Source organism: Curtobacterium sp. BNK-1, assembly GCF_048685235.1.
Lineage (GTDB): Bacteria > Pseudomonadota > Gammaproteobacteria > Enterobacterales > Enterobacteriaceae > Pantoea > Pantoea agglomerans.
The window spans coordinates 2,180,203-2,201,465 of the sequence record NZ_JBLQTJ010000001.1 but is presented as its reverse complement, the minus strand read 5'-3'; the positions used below and the strand labels follow the sequence as shown (position 1 = coordinate 2,201,465).

28 protein-coding genes and 1 tRNA gene are annotated in these 21,263 nt (G+C 53.1%); 10 read left to right on the top strand and 19 right to left on the bottom strand.

Translation table 11 applies throughout. The annotated features are described in order from the left end of the window. Positions 1–25: 25 nt before the first annotated feature. A complete protein-coding gene (locus ACMGGP_RS10565; RefSeq protein ID WP_250488483.1) occupies positions 26–289 on the bottom strand; it encodes a GlsB/YeaQ/YmgE family stress response membrane protein in 264 nt (87 codons plus the stop codon). 154 nt (positions 290–443) lie between these two features. On the opposite strand from ACMGGP_RS10565, the gene ACMGGP_RS10560 reads away from it, so the two are divergent. Beyond that, entirely contained in the window at positions 444–701 is a 258-nt protein-coding gene (locus ACMGGP_RS10560; RefSeq protein ID WP_158131606.1) for a LysM peptidoglycan-binding domain-containing protein, read from the top strand. Positions 702–946: 245 nt separating this feature from the next. On the opposite strand, the gene ACMGGP_RS10555 is transcribed toward ACMGGP_RS10560, so the two are convergent. The 3 genes from ACMGGP_RS10555 to ACMGGP_RS10545 form a co-directional block, all read right to left on the bottom strand. Beyond that, positions 947–1,022 (bottom strand) — tRNA-Asn (locus tag ACMGGP_RS10555). A 103-nt stretch (positions 1,023–1,125) separates the two neighbouring features. Then, positions 1,126–1,902 (bottom strand): DgsA anti-repressor MtfA, encoded by a 777-nt coding sequence (mtfA, locus tag ACMGGP_RS10550; RefSeq protein WP_193555285.1) that lies wholly within the window; start codon positions 1,900–1,902, stop codon positions 1,126–1,128. A gap of 178 nt (positions 1,903–2,080) precedes the next feature. After that, complete coding sequence (locus ACMGGP_RS10545; RefSeq protein ID WP_250488484.1) at positions 2,081–2,677, bottom strand: hypothetical protein; 597 nt, start codon at positions 2,675–2,677, stop codon at positions 2,081–2,083. A 692-nt stretch (positions 2,678–3,369) separates the two neighbouring features. On the opposite strand from ACMGGP_RS10545, the gene ACMGGP_RS10540 reads away from it, so the two are divergent. Both ACMGGP_RS10540 and ACMGGP_RS10535 read left to right on the top strand, forming a co-directional pair. Next, the gene (locus tag ACMGGP_RS10540) at positions 3,370–4,074 is read left to right on the top strand and encodes a phosphohydrolase (protein ID WP_010670862.1); all 705 of its coding nucleotides are present in this window, start codon (positions 3,370–3,372) and stop codon (positions 4,072–4,074) included. A 71-nt stretch (positions 4,075–4,145) separates the two neighbouring features. Further along, a complete protein-coding gene (locus tag ACMGGP_RS10535; protein ID WP_010247717.1) occupies positions 4,146–4,427 on the top strand; it encodes an Arc family DNA-binding protein in 282 nt (93 codons plus the stop codon). 356 nt (positions 4,428–4,783) lie between these two features. Here ACMGGP_RS10535 and dcm read toward each other — a convergent pair whose 3' ends face one another. Further along, positions 4,784–6,160, bottom strand: coding sequence for a DNA (cytosine-5-)-methyltransferase (gene dcm, locus ACMGGP_RS10530; RefSeq protein ID WP_163763035.1), 1,377 nt, complete (start codon positions 6,158–6,160; stop codon positions 4,784–4,786). Between the two features lie 190 nt (positions 6,161–6,350). Here dcm and ACMGGP_RS10525 point away from each other — a divergent pair, with 190 nt between their 5' ends. From ACMGGP_RS10525 to ACMGGP_RS10505, 5 genes are all read left to right on the top strand, one after another. Continuing rightward, the gene (locus tag ACMGGP_RS10525; protein ID WP_498798409.1) at positions 6,351–6,830 is read left to right on the top strand and encodes a very short patch repair endonuclease; all 480 of its coding nucleotides are present in this window, start codon (positions 6,351–6,353) and stop codon (positions 6,828–6,830) included. 52 nt (positions 6,831–6,882) lie between these two features. After that, the gene (locus tag ACMGGP_RS10520) at positions 6,883–7,158 is read left to right on the top strand and encodes a hypothetical protein (protein WP_010247711.1); all 276 of its coding nucleotides are present in this window, start codon (positions 6,883–6,885) and stop codon (positions 7,156–7,158) included. Positions 7,159–7,168: 10 nt separating this feature from the next. Further along, the gene (locus ACMGGP_RS10515) at positions 7,169–8,080 is read left to right on the top strand and encodes a DUF808 domain-containing protein (RefSeq protein ID WP_010247708.1); all 912 of its coding nucleotides are present in this window, start codon (positions 7,169–7,171) and stop codon (positions 8,078–8,080) included. A 33-nt stretch (positions 8,081–8,113) separates the two neighbouring features. After that, positions 8,114–8,245, top strand: a complete 132-nt coding sequence (locus ACMGGP_RS10510; RefSeq protein ID WP_003854444.1) for a hypothetical protein — start codon at positions 8,114–8,116, stop codon at positions 8,243–8,245. 206 nt (positions 8,246–8,451) lie between these two features. Then, positions 8,452–8,631, top strand: a complete 180-nt coding sequence (locus ACMGGP_RS10505) for a YodC family protein (protein ID WP_010247703.1) — start codon at positions 8,452–8,454, stop codon at positions 8,629–8,631. An 85-nt stretch (positions 8,632–8,716) separates the two neighbouring features. Here ACMGGP_RS10505 and ACMGGP_RS10500 read toward each other — a convergent pair whose 3' ends face one another. From ACMGGP_RS10500 to ACMGGP_RS10490, 3 genes are all read right to left on the bottom strand, one after another. Beyond that, on the bottom strand, positions 8,717–9,937 hold the full coding sequence (locus tag ACMGGP_RS10500; protein WP_010247700.1) for a glycosyltransferase family protein: 1,221 nt from the start codon (positions 9,935–9,937) through the stop codon (positions 8,717–8,719). 30 nt (positions 9,938–9,967) lie between these two features. Beyond that, a complete protein-coding gene (locus tag ACMGGP_RS10495) occupies positions 9,968–10,759 on the bottom strand; it encodes a mannosyl-3-phosphoglycerate phosphatase-related protein (protein ID WP_022625472.1) in 792 nt (263 codons plus the stop codon). Positions 10,760–11,111: 352 nt separating this feature from the next. Next, positions 11,112–11,345 carry a DUF2525 domain-containing protein gene (locus ACMGGP_RS10490; protein WP_010247694.1) on the bottom strand — a complete coding sequence of 78 codons (234 nt, stop codon included), beginning with the start codon at positions 11,343–11,345 and terminating at the stop codon, positions 11,112–11,114. Between the two features lie 316 nt (positions 11,346–11,661). On the opposite strand from ACMGGP_RS10490, the gene ACMGGP_RS10485 reads away from it, so the two are divergent. Both ACMGGP_RS10485 and dsrB read left to right on the top strand, forming a co-directional pair. Further along, positions 11,662–11,820, top strand: coding sequence for a YqaE/Pmp3 family membrane protein (locus ACMGGP_RS10485; protein WP_010247691.1), 159 nt, complete (start codon positions 11,662–11,664; stop codon positions 11,818–11,820). A gap of 62 nt (positions 11,821–11,882) precedes the next feature. After that, positions 11,883–12,077, top strand: a complete 195-nt coding sequence (gene dsrB / locus ACMGGP_RS10480) for a protein DsrB (RefSeq protein WP_010670857.1) — start codon at positions 11,883–11,885, stop codon at positions 12,075–12,077. Between the two features lie 108 nt (positions 12,078–12,185). On the opposite strand, the gene ACMGGP_RS10475 is transcribed toward dsrB, so the two are convergent. The 11 genes from ACMGGP_RS10475 to fliJ form a co-directional block, all read right to left on the bottom strand. Beyond that, the gene (locus tag ACMGGP_RS10475) at positions 12,186–13,892 is read right to left on the bottom strand and encodes a methyl-accepting chemotaxis protein (protein ID WP_033778944.1); all 1,707 of its coding nucleotides are present in this window, start codon (positions 13,890–13,892) and stop codon (positions 12,186–12,188) included. A 141-nt stretch (positions 13,893–14,033) separates the two neighbouring features. Beyond that, positions 14,034–14,669, bottom strand: a complete 636-nt coding sequence (gene rcsA, locus ACMGGP_RS10470) for a transcriptional regulator RcsA (RefSeq protein ID WP_010247685.1) — start codon at positions 14,667–14,669, stop codon at positions 14,034–14,036. A 628-nt stretch (positions 14,670–15,297) separates the two neighbouring features. Continuing rightward, positions 15,298–16,083: a flagellar biosynthetic protein FliR gene (fliR, locus tag ACMGGP_RS10465; RefSeq protein WP_010247683.1), complete on the bottom strand. Its 786-nt coding sequence runs from the start codon at positions 16,081–16,083 to the stop codon at positions 15,298–15,300. Then, positions 16,083–16,352 carry a flagellar biosynthesis protein FliQ gene (fliQ, locus tag ACMGGP_RS10460; RefSeq protein ID WP_003854466.1) on the bottom strand — a complete coding sequence of 90 codons (270 nt, stop codon included), beginning with the start codon at positions 16,350–16,352 and terminating at the stop codon, positions 16,083–16,085. Before fliQ ends, fliR begins: the two co-directional genes overlap by 1 nt. Positions 16,353–16,378: 26 nt before the next feature. Further along, positions 16,379–17,113 (bottom strand): flagellar type III secretion system pore protein FliP, encoded by a 735-nt coding sequence (gene fliP, locus ACMGGP_RS10455; RefSeq protein ID WP_022625475.1) that lies wholly within the window; start codon positions 17,111–17,113, stop codon positions 16,379–16,381. Continuing rightward, a complete protein-coding gene (fliO, locus tag ACMGGP_RS10450) occupies positions 17,110–17,508 on the bottom strand; it encodes a flagellar biosynthetic protein FliO (protein ID WP_010247672.1) in 399 nt (132 codons plus the stop codon). Before fliO ends, fliP begins: the two co-directional genes overlap by 4 nt. A gap of 11 nt (positions 17,509–17,519) precedes the next feature. Then, a complete protein-coding gene (fliN, locus tag ACMGGP_RS10445) occupies positions 17,520–17,927 on the bottom strand; it encodes a flagellar motor switch protein FliN (protein ID WP_010247669.1) in 408 nt (135 codons plus the stop codon). Beyond that, a complete protein-coding gene (fliM, locus tag ACMGGP_RS10440; protein ID WP_003854473.1) occupies positions 17,920–18,927 on the bottom strand; it encodes a flagellar motor switch protein FliM in 1,008 nt (335 codons plus the stop codon). The genes fliN and fliM overlap by 8 nt, the downstream gene beginning before the upstream one ends. A 4-nt stretch (positions 18,928–18,931) precedes the next feature. After that, entirely contained in the window at positions 18,932–19,420 is a 489-nt protein-coding gene (fliL, locus tag ACMGGP_RS10435; RefSeq protein WP_010670855.1) for a flagellar basal body-associated protein FliL, read from the bottom strand. Between the two features lie 127 nt (positions 19,421–19,547). After that, positions 19,548–20,816, bottom strand: coding sequence for a flagellar hook-length control protein FliK (locus tag ACMGGP_RS10430; RefSeq protein ID WP_498798408.1), 1,269 nt, complete (start codon positions 20,814–20,816; stop codon positions 19,548–19,550). Continuing rightward, a complete protein-coding gene (gene fliJ, locus ACMGGP_RS10425) occupies positions 20,813–21,256 on the bottom strand; it encodes a flagellar export protein FliJ (protein WP_003854478.1) in 444 nt (147 codons plus the stop codon). Before fliJ ends, ACMGGP_RS10430 begins: the two co-directional genes overlap by 4 nt. Between the last annotated feature and the right edge of the window lie 7 nt (positions 21,257–21,263).

Below are 21,263 nucleotides of genomic sequence, written 5' to 3'. Positions count from 1 at the left end.
CTGTTATCCCCTTTAACGTAATCTATTAAGACTGTTTACACGCTCTGATTTTATGAATGACAAACAGCACAATAATTGAACCCACGGTGGCAATAGCAATGCTGTAAATATTGAAGCCATCGACCTTGCCAAAACCCAGAGCGGTACTGACTACACCGCCAATCAGCGCACCGATAATACCCAGAATAATGGTCATGAAAATGCCCATGTGTTCTTTGCCTGGCATAATACATCTGGCGATAATGCCGGCAAGTAATCCGAATACAACCCATGACAATATGCCCATCATTAATATCCTCTGTTTTTATATTATTTACAGCAACGTTTAGCAGTGGTTTAACCCATGAATTAAAAGCAGGTGTATCGTACGCCGCGTAGTGTTTGCCTGGCAATCCTGTTTTCTTTATTAAACTAAACGTATCAGAAACGATAGGGGAGTAAATATGAGCATTCTGGATAATATTAAAAATATAGGCGATGAGTTGTTACATGCTGTAGATAAAAATGTTGAAGATAAGTCTGTAACCGCCGCAGGGAGTAATCGTACATATACGGTTAAATCAGGCGACACGCTCAGCGCCATCGCAAAGCAGTTTTACAATGATGCGTCCCAGTATATGAAAATCTTTGAGGCGAATAAAAACATTCTCAGCAGCCCGGATAAAATTGCACCGGGTCAGGTACTGACCATTCCTGCGTAATAATTCGTCACTAGTATGAGCCAGCCGGCGTAAATATTGCCCGGCTGGTTTTTCATTTAAAGCCAGCTTGTCATTACACCATGACAGGGTTGCGCCAGACAGCCTGCGTTGATCCAGACTTAACGGTGGTCTCGGTGATAACAACCGCAGACGAGTTGAGATGAACAGTCAGACAGGAAGAGAATACTGGGATCGCTGAAAAGCAAAAAAACCGCTCAGGTTTCCCTGAGCGGGTTTTTCTAATCTGGCTCCTCTGACTGGACTCGAACCAGTGACATACGGATTAACAGTCCGCCGTTCTACCGACTGAACTACAGAGGAATCGTGTGAACGAGGCGAATATTAACGGCGTCGCTCTAAGGTGTCAACAGCAAAAAATACATTATCATTCAACTGGCTAGCTTTAACGCAAAGCGATCGTGATTTAAGCAGTTTGCGCAGTGTCAGCGGCGATTCTGGCCAGGGGATCCTGCTGGTAAAACTGGCGCAGATGCTGATACATGGCGGGAAAGCGTTCGGCCAGCAGAACCGGAGCCGTAAAGAAATATTCAGAGAGCACGGCGAAGCACTCAGCCGGATCGCTGGCGGCGTAGGGATCTATCGTGGCGGCCTGTTCACCCACCAGTTCAACTTCACTCTCAATCTCCGCCATCGCGGCACGCAAATCCTTCTCCCAGAGTGCGACGTCACGCAGTGACATGACCGGAATACCGCTGGTGTAACCGCTGCCGCGGGCATCCAGCTTGTGCGCAACTTCGTGGATCACCAGATTAAAGCCGGAGAGATCGAACGAGTCCTGAATATCGAGCCAGTTGAGTACGACCGGCCCCTGCGTCCAGCTCTGTCCGGCATGAACCGCAGGCGCACTGTGAACCAGCCCATCGTCATCCTGCCACTGATCGTCAACCTCGAACGGCTCGGAATAGATCAGCACATCGTGGAAACCGTCCAGCCACTCCAGGCCCAGTTTCAGCACCGGCAGGCAGAACAGCAGGGCGATCCGCACACTGCGCAATTCATCCAGTTGAACACCATCGAGCGGCACCAGTTTTTTCTGTTGCAGAAAGCGCTGCGCCAGCTCAACCAGCGCCTGCTGTTCAGCCTCATCCAGCTGGCTGAATATCGGCTGCGCCAGCCCGTGCTGCCATGGCAGCGCGGCCAGGGTGGCGTCGTTATGCGTTTTCCAGGGCCATTTAAACATCGCAACTCCCGCACAGAACCGGACTATTTCGCTATCCTGACGCGGCAGACATAAAAATGCCAGCATCGAAACACCATGCTGGCACTGTTCATCTGGCGACAGGGCTAAGGGCCGTCTATTCAACCCGTTAGCACGGTCGTTGTCTGTGATTCAGCCCGCAAAGCGTGGGGCCGGGGCGTCAGTTGCGCTCAATACGATGAAACTCAATCACCCACACCCAGGGATTCACTTCCCAGCTGGTCGCACCATACTGTTTTTCCCAGGCTTTACGGTACGCCTCTTTGGGCGATTCAGAATTGACGTTCATGGTGAAGAAGTTGTTGAGGAAGTGCGAATCGGTCTGCACGCCTTCCGCCATAATGTCATCTTCACTGATGTCCTGAATTTTCTCGGCGCGCACGCCGGTAATCTCCAGATTGATGCGGCTGGCCCAGCGCGGCATATGAATGGCGGTTTGCCAGCCAAACTGCTCTGCTTCCGGCGTGCTCAGTGCATGCTGGCCCAGCTCGTTGCTGTCTGCACGATACTGGCAATATTCTGGCTGGCGGAAGGGCGTCGGGTCGCGTTCATAATCGGCCAGATACTGCTCGGGTACCATCGGGCCACGCCAGGTTTCACGCACCCAGAGCACGTCACCCGGTTTACCGTAAGGACACTGATAGCTGATGTCCGTCATCGACATCATTTTATAACCATGCAGATGATTAGCACTCACATCGAAAGCGTGTACGCCCTCGTGATGATCCTGTCCCGGACCGAAAGCCTGAGTTTTCATAATGCGCCGGGTTTGCGTTTGCTGGCCAACCAACAGGGCACGAACACGCTGTTCGGAAAAAAGAATCGGCCGTTCTTTCATGGATTACCTCTTTTTATTAGTAGAACCCGGTTACTGCTGTAAAAGTCCATTTGCTTCACATCTGAGAGTTATCATAAAAGCTTTAAATCATTTTGCTTAATAATTTGTAGGCTGACTGTCACTGTATAATTGTCACTTTAGTAGTTAAAAACCAGCAAAATGCAAAAAGCGCACCAAAGCTTATCACGCAACTGGCAAAAAGCGACGAATAGCCCGGATACAGTACGTTATAACCGTAAAAATAGGAACCTTTTCAGACTTTTTCACCTGTCATAACGTGCAGTTTTACACTTAATCGCGTGACAAAAAAACGCTGAGCATGAGGCAGGAAGTTGGTTAAGATCGAACCAAACATTACGCCTGTTAAACTAATTTTCTTAGCAGCAATTCACTGAGGAAAGACTGAAAACAGCCGAAATTGCGGTTATTGTGTAACAGAGATGCTATACAGATGATCCAGATCTCATTTTTCTGCCCGGAATTGCTGGCAGCGCTGCTCTTTTCAACTGCACTGTAAAAAAAGTGTCATTAGCCAGTCGCTATGATGGCTTGCCGTTTGCGCACTGATCGCGACAGAAAAACTGCTGTTGATCACTACAGGGAGATAGATTATGTCACTCACACTCTGGCAATCTCGCTATGAAAGCTGGTTTCAGGCGAACTGGATCCACGACGACGGCGCGCACGATATCGCCCATCTGCGGCGTGTCTGGATGAGCGCACAGCGAATCATGAACGGCACGCCCGCTGATCCGCTGGTGGTGCTGACCGCCTGCTATTTTCACGATGTGGTGAACTTGCCGAAGAACCATCCGGAACGTCATCTCGCCTCAACCTATGCCGCGACGGAAACCCAGCGCATTCTGCAGCAGGATTTTCTCGACTTCCCGGCTGAAAAGATTGATGCCGTGATGCATGCCGTTAAAACCCACAGTTTCAGCGCCGGCATACCGCCTCAGACGCTGGAAGCTAAAATTGTACAGGATGCTGACCGGCTGGAGTCGCTGGGTGCGATCGGACTGGCGCGGGTCTTCTACACCGCCGGTGCGCTGAATCGGCCATTATTCGACAGCCAGGACCCGCTGGGTAAAGATCGCGAGCTGAATGATGTTAAGTGGACGCTGGATCATTTCCAGAAGAAGCTGCTGCGTCTGCCGGAAACAATGCACACCGAAACCGGCCGCATGCTGGCTGAGCATAACGCCGATTTCCTGGTACGCTATATGGCGAAGCTTTATGCCGAACTACAGGGCAATCTGGTGGGTATGGATGAGGGTGTGCTGCGGGACTTCACACCTTTACAAACCGAATATTAAATTTTTGTGACAGTATGTTAATCGAAACGGTCATCCGGTAGCGTGTAGCAATAACAAAAAGGAGCTGCCCGATGACTGAAACTGTTAATTTAACAATTAAAATTGATCCTGAGCTGAAAGAAACGATTAAACAGCTGGCGCTGGAAAATCAGATTTCGATGAGCCAGGAGATTGTGCAACGTTTGCAGGCCAGTCTGGAAACGCATCCACATCCGGCGATTGATAACCAGGACATCACTGAAGAGGGGACTGAGGGATCCAGTGCCGCTGACGTGAAGACCGATGCATTAAGTGCAACAGAGCTGAAGCAGATTCGGCTGCTGCTGAAGAAGCAGAGCAAGAAGAAGAAATAAAACAGAAACCCGTCGCCAGACGGGTTTTTACTTTGGAGAAAGGCTGGACCTTTTCGCTGTGAGACTGTGCCTGCGAAGGGAACACGGTCAGATCGGAAAGACGCAAAAGCCGTCATCCATGACATGCTCGGCCCGCGCGATTACGCACCTCATCCCTGAGGTGCGCCCATATCTGGGCCAACGCTTTGCGTTGTTCAAAAACGCTCCCGGCGTTTTTGTCCCTGGCGCGGGACGCTTTCCTATTCTGACCGTGTTCCCTGCGAGTTAAGCTTATTTGTTGCTGTGAGACTCGCCTGATGTGAGTTCTTCATCAGCCTGAAACCCGTCGCCAGACGGGTTTTTTTATTTCAGGATGCTTACGACTTCAGCTGACGGATATGTGGCAGTAACAGCTGAGCCACCGCTGCAAACACAGGCACTACCACCGAGTTACCAAACTGCTTATAAGCCTGGGTGTCCGAAACCGGAATGCGGAACGGCTCGCGGCCTGGCACATCAAAGCCCATCAGGCGGGCGCACTCGCGCGGGGAAAGGCGGCGTGGCCGACGCGCCATGTTATCGGCATCCTGAAACTCCGCTTCGCCCAGCGCACTGTCCCAGCCGCGATCGATCAGAATCTCTGAGCCATCTTTGTAGTAACGTGCTGACAGCGTACGCACGCAGCAGTCAGGATTACGCGGATCGTTGAGGCCAAAGCCAAAGCCATTACCTTTGGCTTTATGTTTTTTCGCATACTGGTAGAGGTAGCGCCACAGGACCGGTGACAGGATATATTTGTCGTCCGGCGCACTCTCCAGCAGGCTCTGCAGGCTGGGTACCTGCGCCGGGTAGAAACGGCGGATATCGCGCAGCGTAAAATCCTGCTTTTTCAGGTCACGGCGAATACCCACCAGCACAATGCGTTCGCGATGTTGCGGCAGGAAGTGACGCGCATCGATCACTTTGGCATCCGGGCTGCTGGCACCCGCATCCGCAACGTCATACCCCAGCTCATCCAGCGTCTCCATGATAATGGCGAAGGTGCGGCCCTTGTCATGGCTCTTGAGGTTTTTCACATTCTCCAGCACAAAGAACGGCGGCTTCTTGGCAGCCAGGATACGGGCCACATCGAAAAACAGCGTGCCCTGTACCTGACACTCAAAGCCATGTGCACGGCCCAGCGCATTTTTCTTGCTGACGCCCGCCAGCGAAAAGGGCTGGCAGGGAAAACCGGCCAGCAGCACCTGATGATCGGGGATTGCCGCATCAATCGCGCGGTATATCGCTTCATCGTCGGTCAGACCTTCCGGCTGGGTGACCTGACGGATATCGGTATTGAAGTGATGCTCAAGCGGATCGCTGTAGTGGTTGGCTTTGTAAGTGCGGACCGCCTCTTTATTCCATTCACTGGTGAATACGCATTTGCCGCCGATGGCCTCGAACCCCTTACGAATGCCGCCAATACCGGCAAAGAGATCGATAAAACGAAATTCAGGATTATCATAATGGGCGGGACGGGATGGCAGCAGCCCTTGTAACAGCGACAGTTCCGCCTCACATAACGGTGGCAGGGCGGTTTTACCCTGACGAATCCGGTTCAGGAGTGCCGGCGTCCAGCAGGAAAATCCTGACTGCTGCAGGCGGGACGTGAGATCACGAACCGAATAGATTGCCAGCACCTGCTGAAAGAGTTCAGACGCATCAGCAGATGAAAGTGCAGCAGAGAGTGGTTCAGCGAGGGCGGCGGGATGCATGCGTTTTTCCTTAACAGTAAGGTGCCTATGCTATCACTCCAGACGCTGTGAGGAAATTGCCTGGATGTGCCCTGTGTCAGCCCCCCGGAATGTTCTGTTTTTGCGGCACACTGTGTGAAGTCGTCGGGCGGCGGCTTTCGCTTTTCGTGGCGCAGGCTAAAGTTGAAGTACCAGCAAAAAAGGAGAGGTTATGGCTGATGTTCACTCCAGCGAAATACGCAGCAAAAATATGCGTGCCATTCGCGCTCAGGATACGGCCATTGAGCAACGTATTGCGCTGCTGCTGAAAGATCGGGGATTCAGCTTTCGCGTGCAGGATAAAAACCTGCCGGGTCGGCCCGATTTCGTTCTGACAGAACATCAGGCAATTATTTTTGTTCATGGCTGCTTCTGGCATCGTCATCACTGCTATCTGTTTAAACTGCCGGCGACGCGCACAGAATTCTGGACCGGCAAAATTAACAGCAACGTTGAACGTGACCGGCGTTATGTGCGCCAGCTGCAGGAGAGCGGCTGGAAAGTGCTGATCATCTGGGAGTGTGCACTACGTGGCAAACTGCGCCTGAAGGATCAGGACCTGCTGGAGCGGCTGGAGGAGTGGCTGCTGGCGATGCCGGAGAGTGCCGAAGTCGACCATCAGGGCATTCATCATTACAACGCCGATTGCTAATCACAGACATAATTGGTTAGATCTGCGCTTTCTCCGTGGCCAGGAGCCTGAAATGAGCAGCATAAAACTGACGGTAAAACGCCTTTACCAGATTCGTGACGAGCGGATGGTGAATACCAAAGCGACCGCGCGGGTTTACTGCGGTGACAGGCTTGTCGCCACGGAGGAGATCACCGGCATGACCGAAAGCCCGGTCAGCAAATATCTGCATGCTGAAGGAGCAGCAGGCGAGACGGTGCGGGTAGAGTGGGATTGTGAGGGCATCGCCGAGATGACCGTTACGGAAATTGAGCGCTGCCCATGTTGTCAACATAACGAACCGGACTAAGGATAAGATTTTGGCGGGAACCAGTTTACTGACTTTACTTGATGATATTGCAACACTTCTGGACGATATTTCCGTCATGGGGAAAGTGGCGGCGAAAAAGACCGCTGGCGTACTGGGCGACGATCTGTCGCTGAATGCTCAGCAGGTCAGCGGCGTAAAAGCCAACCGTGAGCTGCCGGTAGTATGGGGCGTTGCCAAAGGATCGTTTCTTAACAAACTGATCCTGGTGCCACTGGCGCTGATTATCTCCGCGTTTGCGCCCTGGCTGATTACGCCGCTGCTGATGATTGGCGGTGCCTATCTCTGCTACGAAGGCGTGGAGAAGGTGATGCACAGTCTGCAGCATGACAAGCAGAGCAAATCACCGGAAGCGCGTCAGCAGCGACTCGATTCGCTGGCGAATCAGAATGCGGCAGAGTTTGAGAAGAAGAAGATCAAAGGCGCGGTGCGCACCGATTTCATTCTGTCAGCCGAAATTGTCGCGATTACCTTAGGCATCGTGTCGGAATCGCCGCTGCTCAACCAGGTGATTATCCTGGCGGGCATCGCAATTCTGGTTACGGTAGGCGTTTACGGCATCGTGGCGGCCATCGTAAAAATTGATGACTTCGGATTCTGGTTGCGTGAGAAACCGTCCCGCCTTGCGCAGGGTTTGGGTAGTGTGCTGCTGGCTGCCGCGCCCTGGCTGATGAAGATCCTCTCGGTGGTCGGCACCATCGCCATGTTCCTGGTCGGCGGCGGTATTGTGGTGCACGGTATCGCACCGCTGCATCATCTGATCGAGGAAGTCAGCAGTGGCTTCAGCGGCTGGATCGCTATGCTGCTCAGCAACGGCGCCAACCTGGTGCTCGGCTTTATCATTGGGTCGATCGTGCTGTTAGTGGTCAACCTTATTGCCAGAGTGCGCGGAAAATCGGTATAAAGCGCACTGTGATTTACGGTCAGGAGAATGACGATGAACGACGACATGTTTGAATTTGATATCGACGCACAACTGGAGCAGGCTGAAGCGAAAGCAGAGAAAAAAGCCAGCGAAGTGCCGGATGATCTCGGCGACGAAGCCGATTGCGAAGGCTGTAAAATCTGACGTCAGCGTCAATACTTCATCAAAGCGGATAAGTTTTTTTATCCGCTTTTTTTATTTTCCGCATATCCAGCTGATTAATTCCGAATTTGCCCTTTTTTTGCGTGCCTTAACAGGCAGGAACGTTATTCGCCTGCTATAAAGAAAATAATCACTCAGGTTAATAACACTCAGGTTAATAACACTCAGGTTAATAAAAGGAGCGCATCATGGTTTTCGCAATCAGTGAAGAAGTACAGCATAAGGAAGAGGGGCAGACGATGGTGGTGACCGGCTACGCGAGTGGCATGGTGGAGTGCCGCTGGTATGATGGCTATGCCGTGCGCAGCGAAGCCTTTCGCAGCGATGAGCTCTGCGCTTTGAATCCCGCGCAGCAACTGGCGGGCTGACAGCATCAGGCCTGTGGGTTCTGCGACCCGCCAGGCCCGGTTTCTGCTTTTTCTGGCCCGGCACGCTCCCTGTGCCGCCCTGTTTTCAGACGTTACCGTCGTTATCTTCTTCAACCGCCTGATAGATCCGCTGCAGCACATCCGGGAAGGCTGACTGGACGCGACTCCAGCTCGGTATAAACGGCTTATCGTTAGGACGCTCAATAAACGCCTGACCCGCTTCCAGAATCGACTGGGTAAACATCTCTACCGCTGCCTCTTCCACATGCTGATCAAATTTCAGCCCGTTCATCGCCGCCTCGTGGTTATAGGTCTCCATCATATCCAGCGCATTACGATAATAGGTTGCCTTCAGCACCCGGAACGAGTCGCTGGTCAGCGGCACACCCATGGTGGCGAGCTTGCGCAGCAGTGACTGGACGATATCGCTGCTCATGCGCTTCAGGCCGCCGGTGCCATCATCTTCAGCCAGCGGCTGATGCTTGTGATCGTAGTTATCGGCGATCTCAACCTGGCAAGACTGGCGGGTGGTGTAATTACGGTAAATCTCCGACAGCACGCCAATCTCCAGCCCCCAGTCGCCGGGGATTTTAATCCCGTTCAGCACATGCGTCCGCATGGCGAACTCCCCGGAGAGCGGATAGCGGAAGCTCGACAGATATTCCAGATATTCTGAATGGCCATAAACTTTCTGCAGCGATCGCAGCAGCGGACCCACCAGCAGACGTCCCACGCGGCCATTAAGCTTGCCATCCGCGACGCGCGCGTAGAACCCCTTACAGAACTCATACTGAAATGCCGGGTTCGCCACCGGGTAGAGCAGGCGTGCCAGCATTCCGCGCTCATAGGTGACGATATCGCAGTCATGCAGCGCGACACAGCTGGTACGGTCTGACGCCAGCGTATAGCCGGTGCAGAACCAGACGTTGCGTCCTTTGCCGGGATTAGTGGGTGACAGACCCTCTTTATCCAGCTCGGCATCAATCGCCTTCAGACGCGGGCCATCGTTCCACAGAATGCGATGCCGTTGCGGCAGACGGGAGAAAAACTCGCGGGCAAACAGGAACTGGTCGCGGTCGGCGCGATCCAGCCCAATCACAATTTCATCCAGATAGGGCACTTTAGCCAGCTCATCGACGATTTTCGTCAGCGCCGGGCCTTCAAGTTCGGAAAACAGCGATGGCAGGATCAGCCCCATTTTGCGTTTGCGGGCAAAGCGTACCATCTCTTTTTCCAGCGACTCCACGCTACGGTGGGTGAGGTTGTGAAAGTTGGTGATTACGCCATTCTGATAAAAGTCACTCATCGCATCATCCTTTTAATGCCCGTGGGCAGCTCATTGAGGTTGAGTCAAAAAATAGTCCAGTCCTTCACGCCAGCCCTCAGGGCCATGGTGAGCTGTGTGATAGATCTGCTGCTGATCGGATCGGCTGAGTGTCACCGGTGTTTTACTGTAGCCCTTAATTACGACCGCATAATCAACCGCATCCAGCATCGGCGCATCGTTAGGGCCGTCACCCAGTCCGATGGTCACGCGTGCCTCACCGGGTGAATGCGCCAGCAGCCAGCGCAGGGCTTCGCCTTTGCCGCTGCCCGCAGGCATCACATGCCAGAAACGCCCGCCCTGGGTCAGCGCCAGGCCCTCTGCACGCAGTGCGTCATGGAACTGGTCAAACGCCTCGTCACTGTCGCGCCAGACAATCACTTCTGACGCATCGCGCTGACGCGACAGTTCTGCATCCGCCTCGCTCAGGCCGGTCATCGAGGCCACTTCCGGATCAGAGAAGTCATGGAAGCCGGTAAAACGGTACGCTGTTTTCAAGGCAGCCAGCCGCTGGCAGATAGCGTCATAGGTCAGTGTGTTATCGGGCAGGCGGATACGCTGCTGATCGTGCGTTTGCACCACGGCACCGTTTTCAGCAATAAACGGTGAACCGCTGATGCCAAGCCTTTTTTGCAGCGGAATAATCTCGGCTGCCGTTTTACTGGAACAGATCACCAGCGGAACAGCGTACTGCCTGAGCGTGGTAAGCCATTCGGTGGCCGCATCCCAGCGATAGGTATGATGGTCGAGTAACGAACCATCCAGATCGGTAATTATCATTAACGGCTGGTGGAGATCGGGCATTTACAGGCTCCTTTCATCACATTCGCGGCTAAAGCGGCGATTTTTCAATATTATAGTTGAATATGGCTCACACTTTTTTTCCTGCCACGCTGGCTGGAAATCCAGGATAATTCTTAAAACGAAACCGCAGTAAAAGTGGGTATGCAAGAAGTGTGCAGGGCTAAGTGACTGGCGGGCGCGGTGTTTTTGGTAACAGCCGCTCCATAATTACCCGATCGGTTGCAGAAACGTGCATATCTGATGCTTGTTTCGGAGTCGGGAAAGGGTAATCTGCAGAGGTGTTAAGAATTCCCTGGTGTAACGAATTGAATTTTTACCCGGCCTTCCCGCCGGGTTTTTTTTGAAATCGATTTCAGCGGTTCGCTTCATAGGCGCGATAATCACAAATATCAATTTCAAACGCCTCCGCCAGTTCGCTATAGGAGTGGAAAACCCGGCCTTCTACTTCCAGCCGTGGCGTCTGATCCTGCTCCATATACTCCCGTACCTCTCCCGACGTTCTGGCCTGAATCGCCGCCAGTAAACCTTCGACATCAATCTGCAGATCGGATGGCTGAGCATCGCCGTGCTGTTTTTCGTCTGTCATTTTCTGACTCCTGAGAGCAAACAGAGTAATCAGTATAGAACGCAGGGCAGAAAGGCGGGAGCGAAGAGATCGCAGGCAAAAAAAAAGCCCGCGCTGCGCGGGCAAAATCCTTGTTACTTTCAGGTTGGCTGCACCTATGGGGTGGTGCAGTGAGAAGAGTTTAAAGGTCTGACGCGTAAGAAGTCTTGCGGTGAAATGTTAAGGAATTGCAAAAGTTTCTCCTTACTCAGATTTACCTGACTTTTCGACTAAACAGAGCAGAATCAGCTATAGTTAGCGATAAAGCTGATTTTTATCAATACCTAAAGGAATGGTTATGGACATCTTACGAATTATTATCGCTATTCTGCTGCCACCACTGGGCGTGTTTATGCAGGTCGGTTTTGGCGGCGCCTTCTGGCTGAATATCCTGCTGACACTCTGTGGTTATATCCCCGGTATCATCCACGCCGTCTGGGTCATTGCCCGTCGCTAACGCGCTGCATCACCACGGTTCTTCGTTTAGACTGTACTCAGTCAATAATCTGGAGAACCGAAATGAAGGTAAATGACCGCGTCAGCGTCAAAACCGATGGCGGCCCGCGTCGTGTTGGCACCATTCTGGCTATGGAGCCGTTTAATGAAGGCACCATGTTCCTGGTGGCGCTGGAAGATTATCCGCTGGGCATCTGGTTTTTTAACGAGACCCACCAGCCGGATGGCATTTTCGTGGAGCCTTACCACGAAGCCTGAGCCTGACGTGCAATAAAAAAGCCGCCTTTCCGTTTGCCGGAAAGGCGGCTTTTTGCTGTCGGAGATTACGCGGCTGACATCAGCCGCTGACGGTTAACCGCTATAACCTCAGAAGGTTTCCCAGTTATCGCTGCCGCCTGCCAGCGCCGGACGGGGGGCCAGAGCCGGTGTCTTTAAGGGTGAAGAGACACGTGCAGCCACACCTGTGGTTGCAGGCGTGTCCTGCAGGCGGAATGCCGCGACCGCCTGCGTCAGTTTACCCGCCTGATCTTCCAGCGAGGCCGCTGCGGCGGAGGCTTCTTCCACCAGCGAGGCGTTCTGCTGGGTGACGTTATCCATTTCGGTGACCGCCTGGCTCACCTGCTGAATACCACGGCTCTGCTCGTCCGACGCCGCCGCAATCTCCGACATAATATCGGTAACGCGTCGTACGGCTTCGACAATCTCGCCCATGGTGCTACCGGCTGCGCCAACCTGATGCGAACCGTCATTGATCAGCGTGACGGACTCAGCAATCAGCGATTCAATCTCTTTCGCCGCCTGTGCACTGCGCTGGGCCAGATTACGCACTTCGCTGGCCACCACCGCAAAGCCACGACCCTGCTCACCGGCACGCGCCGCTTCTACCGCCGCATTCAGCGCCAGGATGTTGGTCTGAAACGCAATACTGTTAATGACGTTGGTGATCTCAGCGATTTTTTTCGAGCTGCCGGAAATATTGGTCATGGTTTTCACGACGCTGTTCACCAGCTCGCCACCGCTGCGCGCTTTACCCGAGGCATCCGCGGCCAGCTGGCTGGCGTGATGCGCATTCTCGGCGTTCTGCTTCACCGTAGCGGTAAGCTGTTCCATGCTGGCTGCGGTCTGCTCCAGTGCCGCAGCCTGCTGCTCGGTGCGTGAAGAGAGATCGGTGTTGCCGGCTGAAATTTCGCTGGAGCCCTGATAAATCGCGACGGCGCCTTCACGCACCGTACCAACGGTGGTCACCAGCGCCTGCTGCATCAGTTGCAGGTTATGGATGAGCGTACCAATCTCGCTGCGGCCATGGGGCAGGGGAGCGGAGGTCAGATCACCCTGCGCAATGCGTTCGATACGCAGCACCGACTGACGCAGCGGACTAATTACCACGCGGCGCAGGAAGACGAAGGTCAACAGCACCAGCACCAGGGCGGCACTGAATGCCACGGCCATGGAGATAAAGCCGATGCGTGACTGTTGATCGGCCTGGGCGGTAATGGCATTGGCGCGATCAGTTCGGATCTTGATCGCCTTCAGCAACACCGCGTTATAGTCGTCATCCAGCTTGCGGGTGACATCGGTCTCCTGAGCGATGATGCCCTCAAAGCTGCCCTGTTTACCGGATTCAATCATCGGTATCAGGCCTTTGGTAATGTAATCGTTGAAGCGAGCCTGCAGCGTGGCATCCAGTTCCATATCCGCGGGCGTCTTAACTTCACGTGCCTGATAAATCGCAAAGCCAGCTTTTGCCTGCTGGATCCGTTTTTCGGCGGCGGCAATATTGGCGCGAAACTCGTCCATTTCACCAATACGCGCGGCGGCACCGGCCTGAATAATGGTCAGGCGCGCAGTACGCAGGTGGTTTGAACTGTTAGAGAGGCCCATACGAACCTGAATTTCGTCCGTGGCATCATCGAGGGAGTGATTGCCGGAAATCAGAAAGTAACTGGCGACACCAATACAGAGTGCGAACAGCAGCAAAATGCCGCCGAAGATCAGGCTAAACAGCGGCACCAGGCGGAGATTCTGCCAGATGCCTGCGCTTTTCTGTCCATTATTATCTCGTGCAGTGTTCATATCCTTGCTCTCTTGAGGCTGTTGTTATAAGGCATAACATCGGCAAAAGAGCGTAAAGGCTTAGCGGTAAGAGTGAGACCTGGATCGCAATTCCGGGCAAAAAAAAACCGGCCAGAGAGGCCGGTTCTTCAGATGTTATGATCAGCGGATATTAACGTAAATACCTGAAGTCACATTATCCGTTAAACGCACCACATGATAAATAACCTGCTTATTATGGGTTTTGATTTTGCGTTTAATATTACCTTTGTGTGACGATACCGTTTTGGCCTTAATTTGCATTTTATCTGAGATCTGGATGGTATCATGACCTGACATCCACATCTTCAGCATGTTTGACTCAGTCTGGCTCAGCGTTAATGGATGTACATCCATGCCCGACGAGATACGCGCAGACTGGTTAAGCTTCTTCTGCAAATAGGTGCTGAGTAAGGAATCCAGGGTCGATGTCTTCATCGATTTTGATGTAATAATCAGGTTCTTACGAACGTAGAGATATTCCTCAAAATGGATATTGCTAATCGCCATGAATATAAAGAACAGCGTATCAGGATGCTGCGTAATAATGCTGCGGATACGTTCACTGGAATCGGATTCATGAATGAAGCAATCTTCATTAATAAAGACGACACCAGGGTTTAATTGCTCACATTTTTGCTGTAGTTGCTCAATATCGGAGACAGAAGAGATATTCTTCTTCTTAACTCCTTTTAAAGACATGTAGTCTGATAATCCCAGGCGTGTGTAGTTGCAGGAATCCATAATAATAGTTGGCATAATAGCGACCCTCACCAATTTGTTATCCGTTTAAATCAACGATGAATACGCGTTGCGGTACGAGAGAGATTTCTTAGGTACTTTTTTATTCTGCTCGTGCAGTTTGGCAACGGGCAAACGCCCGTAAAAGTCTTCATCCCTGACCCGTTCTGCAAAAAATTTGTGCTGCCATGACGTCACACATTCTCCGGCCATGGCGGGGAATGCCAGTGAAATGTCGGAGGTTAAGTAAGACTCATTTTTTTGGGAGCCAGGTCACTATCCTTGAAAACGAGGAGTTTTCTGATAGGACAATTCTCAAAAACATTTGTTTTACGAAAGTGTGATGTCTCAGCGTGCGTTGACAATGCCGGAAAAAACATTTTTTAACAAGAAAAATCACTTAAAGATTTTTTTGTTGTAAATTCAGTGTCTTGTCGATTTTGCCTGCACATTCACAGTCTGACCGCTCCTGTGAACCACCCCACTAAAATACGCGAAGCCCGGTTTAATAAGAATTATTTTCAGACTCTCCGCACGTTTATCAGAATTTCCTTAGTTGCATTCTGGAAAACATGGTTCGGAAAATGCACGGATGGTTTTGCGATACTTAAGTATCGTTATGCAAAGATAGTTAGAAACTTAATGTTCAGGGACGGGATAGTTCTGTCAGGAACACGGCGAGTAAATCAAATACTTCACCGAACAAATGCTCACAGAACGGGGCTAGCAGAGGCATCAGCAAGCTGATGGTTAAAATTCCGACTGATAAGGTAATCGGGAAGCCAATTGCGAAGATTGATAACTGTGGTGAAACACGGTTTAACAAACCCAGTACCAGATTTACCATGAGTAACAAAACGATTAAGGGCAGCGCTAACATCATGCCATTAAGGAAAATTAATCCGCCAGATTTCACCAGCGCCATAAACGCATTGGCATTTAGCGGCTGACCGCCAATCGGCAGCGTATGAAAACTGTCCGCCAGCAGCGAGATCAGCCACAGGTGTCCGTTAAAGGTCAGGAACAGCAACATCGCCAGCATGTCGAGAAAACGGGCCAGCACCGGCATGTTAAGACGGCTGCCAGGATCGAAAAAGGTGGCGAACGAGATGCCCATCTGTAAACCAATCACTTCCCCGGCAAGGCGCACGGCAGCAAAAGCGAACTGCATGGTGAAGCCGAGTGCAATACCAATCAGCATCTGCTGAATCAGTAGCAGGAAGCCTTCAGGGGAAAACAGGGTGACATTGACCGCAGGTAACAGCGGCATCAGCAGCCAGGTGATCATTACCGCCAGACCGATTTTGACACGTTTGCTGACGGATCGTTCATTGAGGATCGGTGCGGTGGCGAATAGCGCCATGATGCGCACCAGAGGCCAGAAGAACTGGCTGACCCATTGAACCAGCTGGCTGCTGTCGAGAGTAATCATCAGCCGATGATGTAAGGCAGGTTGGTAAAGACGGTGCGGATATAGTCCAGCAGCAGATTCAGCATCCACGGGCCGGCAATGATACCGGTGGTGGCAACCGCCAGAATCTTAGGAATAAAGGATAAGGTCTGTTCGTTGACCTGGGTCGCGGCCTGGATCAGGCTGATCAGCAAACCGCTGACCAGTGCGGCCAGCAGCAGCGGGGCGGCCAGCATCAGGGCGACACGCATCGCTTCCTGTCCCATTACCATTACTGATTCGGGTGTCATATGTTGCTCCGGTAAGAAAAGGGGGATCAGGAGTAGAAGCTTTGCGCCAGTGAACCGACCAGCAGTTGCCAGCCATCGACCAGAACAAACAGCATCAGTTTAAACGGCAGCGCGATGGACGCTGGCGGGACCATCATCATCCCCAGCGCCATCAGCACGCTGGCAACCACCAGGTCGATGATCAGGAACGGGATAAAGACGGTAAAGCCAATCTGGAAAGCCGTCTTCAGCTCGCTGGTAACATAGGCGGGCAGCAGAATACGCATTGGCACTGCTTCAGGACCGGCAATCGGGGCGGTATTCGCCAGACGGGCAAACAGGGCTAAATCCGCTTCACGGGTCTGACGCAGCATAAACTCGCGCAGCGGCTGGGCACCTTTATCAATCGCCACTTCCATGCTGATCTTGTCCTGGCTGAACGGCAGGTAAGCATCCTGATAAATCTTGTCGAAAGTCGGCGCCATAATAAAGAAGGTCAGAAACAGCGACAGTCCGAGCAGCACCTGGTTAGGCGGCGCAGAGGGCGTGCCCAGGGCGTTACGCAGTAAACCAAACACAATGATGATACGGGTGAAGCTGGTCATCATCAGCAGCACGGCCGGAATAAAGGTCAGCGCAGTGATAAAGACCAGCGTCTGTACCGGCAGTGACCAGCTCTGACCGCCATTCGGCAGCGAGTGACTCACCAGACCCGGCAACTGGGCATGGGCAACCGGTGCCAGTAACAACAGTGGCAATAAAGGAAGCAGTCGACGCATCATTGTGGTTTTCCGGGACGTTTAACCAGGTTCTGTAACAGCTGACGAAAATCCTGTGGCGCACTGTTAACCGGCGTCACAGAGACCGGTTCACCCGGCGGCAAAGTATGCAGATGGGTAATCTGCTGTGCGGTTACGCCCAGCACCAGACGCGCATCAGCGGTATCGACAATCACCACCCGCTCGCGCTGGCCCACTGAGACGCTGGCTGTGAGTTTAAGCTCCTGGCCGCTGACCTTTTTCGGCGCGAAGCCGACACGGCGTGCCAGCCAGGCGCAGGCCAGAATCAATAAGATAATCACGGCTAACACGCTGCTGACCTGGGCCAGCATGGAGCCGGTCGAGATCGCCTGAGCGTGCGGTGCAGCCGGTTGCAGCGTTTGATTCTGGCTATTCATAATGTGACTCTTTAGCGACTCAGACGACGCATACGTTCAGATGGGGTGATGATGTCAGTGATGCGCACGCCATATTTGTCGTTCACCACCACCACTTCACCCTGAGCAATCAGGTAACCGTTGATCAGGATATCCAGCGGCTCACCCGCCAGGCCATCCAGTGCCACCACTGAACCCTGCGCCAGACGCAGCAGCTCTTTGATGGTCATTTTGGTGCGACCCAGTTCCACGGTGAGTTTCACCGGGATATCCATGATCAGATCGATATCCTGCAGCGATCCAGCGACGTTGCCGCTGTCGAATGATTTAAAGACTTCGTCGGTCTGCGGCGCACTGCCGCTGCCGACCTGCTCATTCATCGCTTCAGCCCACAGATCGTCCGCAGAGATATCGTCAGACGGTTTATTACTGTCAGTCATGGGGCTGTTCCTCGTTCAGCGAATTCAAAATCGGGTTAATCAGGTGTTCGACACGGAGCGCGTACTGACCATTCATCGTGCCATATTGGCTGGTTAAGACCGGGACGCTATCGACATGGGCGATAATGCGTTCCGGCTTCTCAATCGGCAGCACATCACCGGGTTTCAACTGCAAAATCCGTGACAGACGCAGTGAGGTTTCGGCAAAGTGAGCGATCAGTTCCAGCTCAGAGTGCTGCACCTGTTTGACCAGGTTGTCGCGCCAGTGGTTATCTTCCTGACGTGAGTTTTCGAGCGGTGGATTCACCAGCAGCTCGCGCAGCGGTTCAATCATTGAAAACGGGATACAGATATTAAACTCACCCACCAGGTTACCAATCTCCACCTGGAACGGCGTGTTAACCACGATGTCGTTCGGTGAAGTGGTGATGTTGGTGAACTTTACCTGCATCTCTGAACGTACATACTCGACGTCCAGTGGATAAATGGCCTTCCATGCGTCGCTGTAACCATCCAGCGCCAGCTTCAGCATGCGGCGAATAACGCGCTGCTCGGTATGGGTAAACTCACGGCCTTCGACTTTAGTCGGAAAACGTCCGTCGCCACCAAACAGGTTGTCGACAGCGATAAACACCAGGCTCGGTGAGAACACCACCAGCGCGGTGCCGCGCAGCGGCTTCAGGTGGATCAGGTTCAGGTTGGTTGGCACCGGCAGATTGCGTGCAAACTCGTGGTACGGCTGAATCTTGATCGCCCCGACGCTGATATCCGGGCTACGGCGCAGCAGGTTAAACAGCGCCATACGGAAACTACGGGCAAAACGCTCATTAATAATCTCCAGCGCCTGCAAACGCTCGCGAACCACACGGCGCTGGGTGTTCGGATCGTAAGGACGAATATCGCCTTCCGGTCCGTTTTGTTTCTTTTCTTCTTCCGCACTGCCGCTGTCGCCGTTTAAAAGGGCGTCAATTTCAGCCTGGGAGAGAATGCTATCGCCCATTGATTCACCTCAAAATGAAGGCAGTAAACAGCACATCGTTTACAGCCTGCGGAGGTTGACCTTTTACCAGCGGGGGTGTCAGCGCCTGTTTGACTTGTTCAACAAGCGCCTGCTTTCCTTGCTCTGTCGCCAGCGCCGTAGCGCTCTGACGCGAGAGCAGCAGCAGCAAACGGCTGCGCACCTCAGGCAGATAGTCGTTCATCCGACGCCGGGTATCCTCATCGGCCAGACGCAGGGTAAAGCCTACGTAAAGCACGCGGTCGGGATCGTTGTCGGGATTGACCAGGTTAACCGTAAATGTATCAAGTGCAAAAAAGACCGGAGCGGGAGGCGGTTCAACTTTCGCCACCTCAGGCTTATCGCCCTCATGTTTATTCATCATTCGCCAGACTGCATAGCCTGCCACGCTGCAAGCGGCCAGCGTCAAAATGAGCAACACTGGTATTAAGAGTTTACGTTTGCTGCCTTTTTTTGCTTTCGCGTTATCAGACATGGTGCAGTTACTTCCTGTGAATTATGGGCAAGCCTCTCGGCTCACGAGACAGATTATCCGCGTCTTAAGTCAAACCAATGGGTAGAAAAGACGCGGGTTTTACGCTTACCTTCAGCGTTTGCCGCTGTCAGGCGAAAGTGTCGACGGCGCTGTTGCCGTTAACGCGAGCCTGAAGGGCGGCGGGAACGGCGATCGGCGTAATGTCGGTGTCACTGTCCTGGGTGAGGGAGAAGCGGCCATGCTGTCCATCGCGGCGCGCCTCCTGCTGCTGCTGGAATTGCTGGCCCTGCGCGGAACTGTCACTGCTCACCTGACTCTCGCCCAGGTTGATACCGCTCTCTGCCAGCGCGCTGCGCAGCTGCGGTATCGCGGCTTCCAGTGCTGCTCTGACGTGGCTATGGCTGGAAACCAGATTAATTTGTGCCTGGTCGTTATCCAGTTTCAGGCTGATCTGGATAGCGCCAAGGTCTTCCGGATGTAAACGCAATTCCGCGTTCTGCTGGCCGTTGCGACTGAACATCACAATCTGCTGACTCAGCGCCTGCTGCCACTCGTCGCTGCCCAGCTGTGAGTTCAGCATCGGCGTTGACGGTGTGCTGGTGGTCGCGGAGGCGGTCACCGGCGCGGGCAGGCTGCTGGCGGTGGCGATTGGCGTAGCGTTGACCGCGTTATCGCTGGCGCTGGCTTTAATCGCAGCCTGATCATCCTGCTTAACCATGTTGCTCAGCGCCTGCTGGAAACTGCTGTCGAGCGTCAGGCCGCTACTGGTCGCACTCTGCGCCGTGTTGTTACTCTGGCTGGCGGCAGTGGTGGCGGCAGGTTTGCTCTGTACGTCGCTTCTGGCGTCAGACTTTTCATCTTCGCCCGGTGCGTGGCTCTGCTGCGCGCTGTTCAGCAGTTGCATCAGCGAGCTCTGGCTTTTCCGGCCGGTATCGGTCTGGGCGATCATCTCGCCCGCTTCACTGCTGACCGGGGTCGACGTGGTGGCTGTAACAGCCGCTACACCCGGTAACATGGCGAACAGCGCCTGCATATTCTGCATATCGCTGGCGCTTAAGGGTGCAACGTCCGGCTTGTCTTTATCATCGGCTGATTTTGACCCACCTTTAATATTTTCCGGCTTAAACAGAGCGGTCAGCGCAGCAGGATTTTCCAGTGCTGCCATCAGGGCATTCAGCGGGGCTTTCGGGCGGGCGTCATCGGCAATTTCTGCTTTGACGTCAGCGGATTGCGCCGCTTTTCCCTGCTGTTTAGCTAGGCCGAGTAACTGGTTTCCCAGTGCGGTCAGAAAGTCCTGCGGCAGGGCATCGGCACCCGCAGCAAGGTCAGTTGAGACTGAGGGTTCTGCGTCGGTTTTTACCGTCGCTTTCATAGCAATGTTTGGCAGCGTAATCATTCACCTCTCCTCGATGCGGCCCGTTGGGCAAATTCGTCCATCCGTTTCTGATCGAGACGGTTTTCCTGTCGTAATGCATTTTCTGCTGCGCGCGTAATCAGCGTCTGATAGGCGTTAAGCCGTTGCTGTTTGTCACGCCAGTTGATCAGCGCCTGTTCCAGCCGCTGATTCCAGTTATTAAGCTGGTTGCGGTGCTGCTCAATCGCTTTTTCCAGCGTCTGAATAAACTGGTGATAGTTGGTCCAGCGGGTGCTGGCGATGCCCGACGACATGTCATCGTTGAGCTTGTTGCGATATTCGTCCTGATAGTCGAGCAGCATCGTCAGCTGCTCGTTCGCGGCATGCTGGCCGCGACGCATATCGCCTAAATAGATGGCAGCGCGTTCGAGATCCTGCTCCGCTAAGTCGCGCAGCGTATCGATGGCATTTGCAGTTTTCATTGCCGTT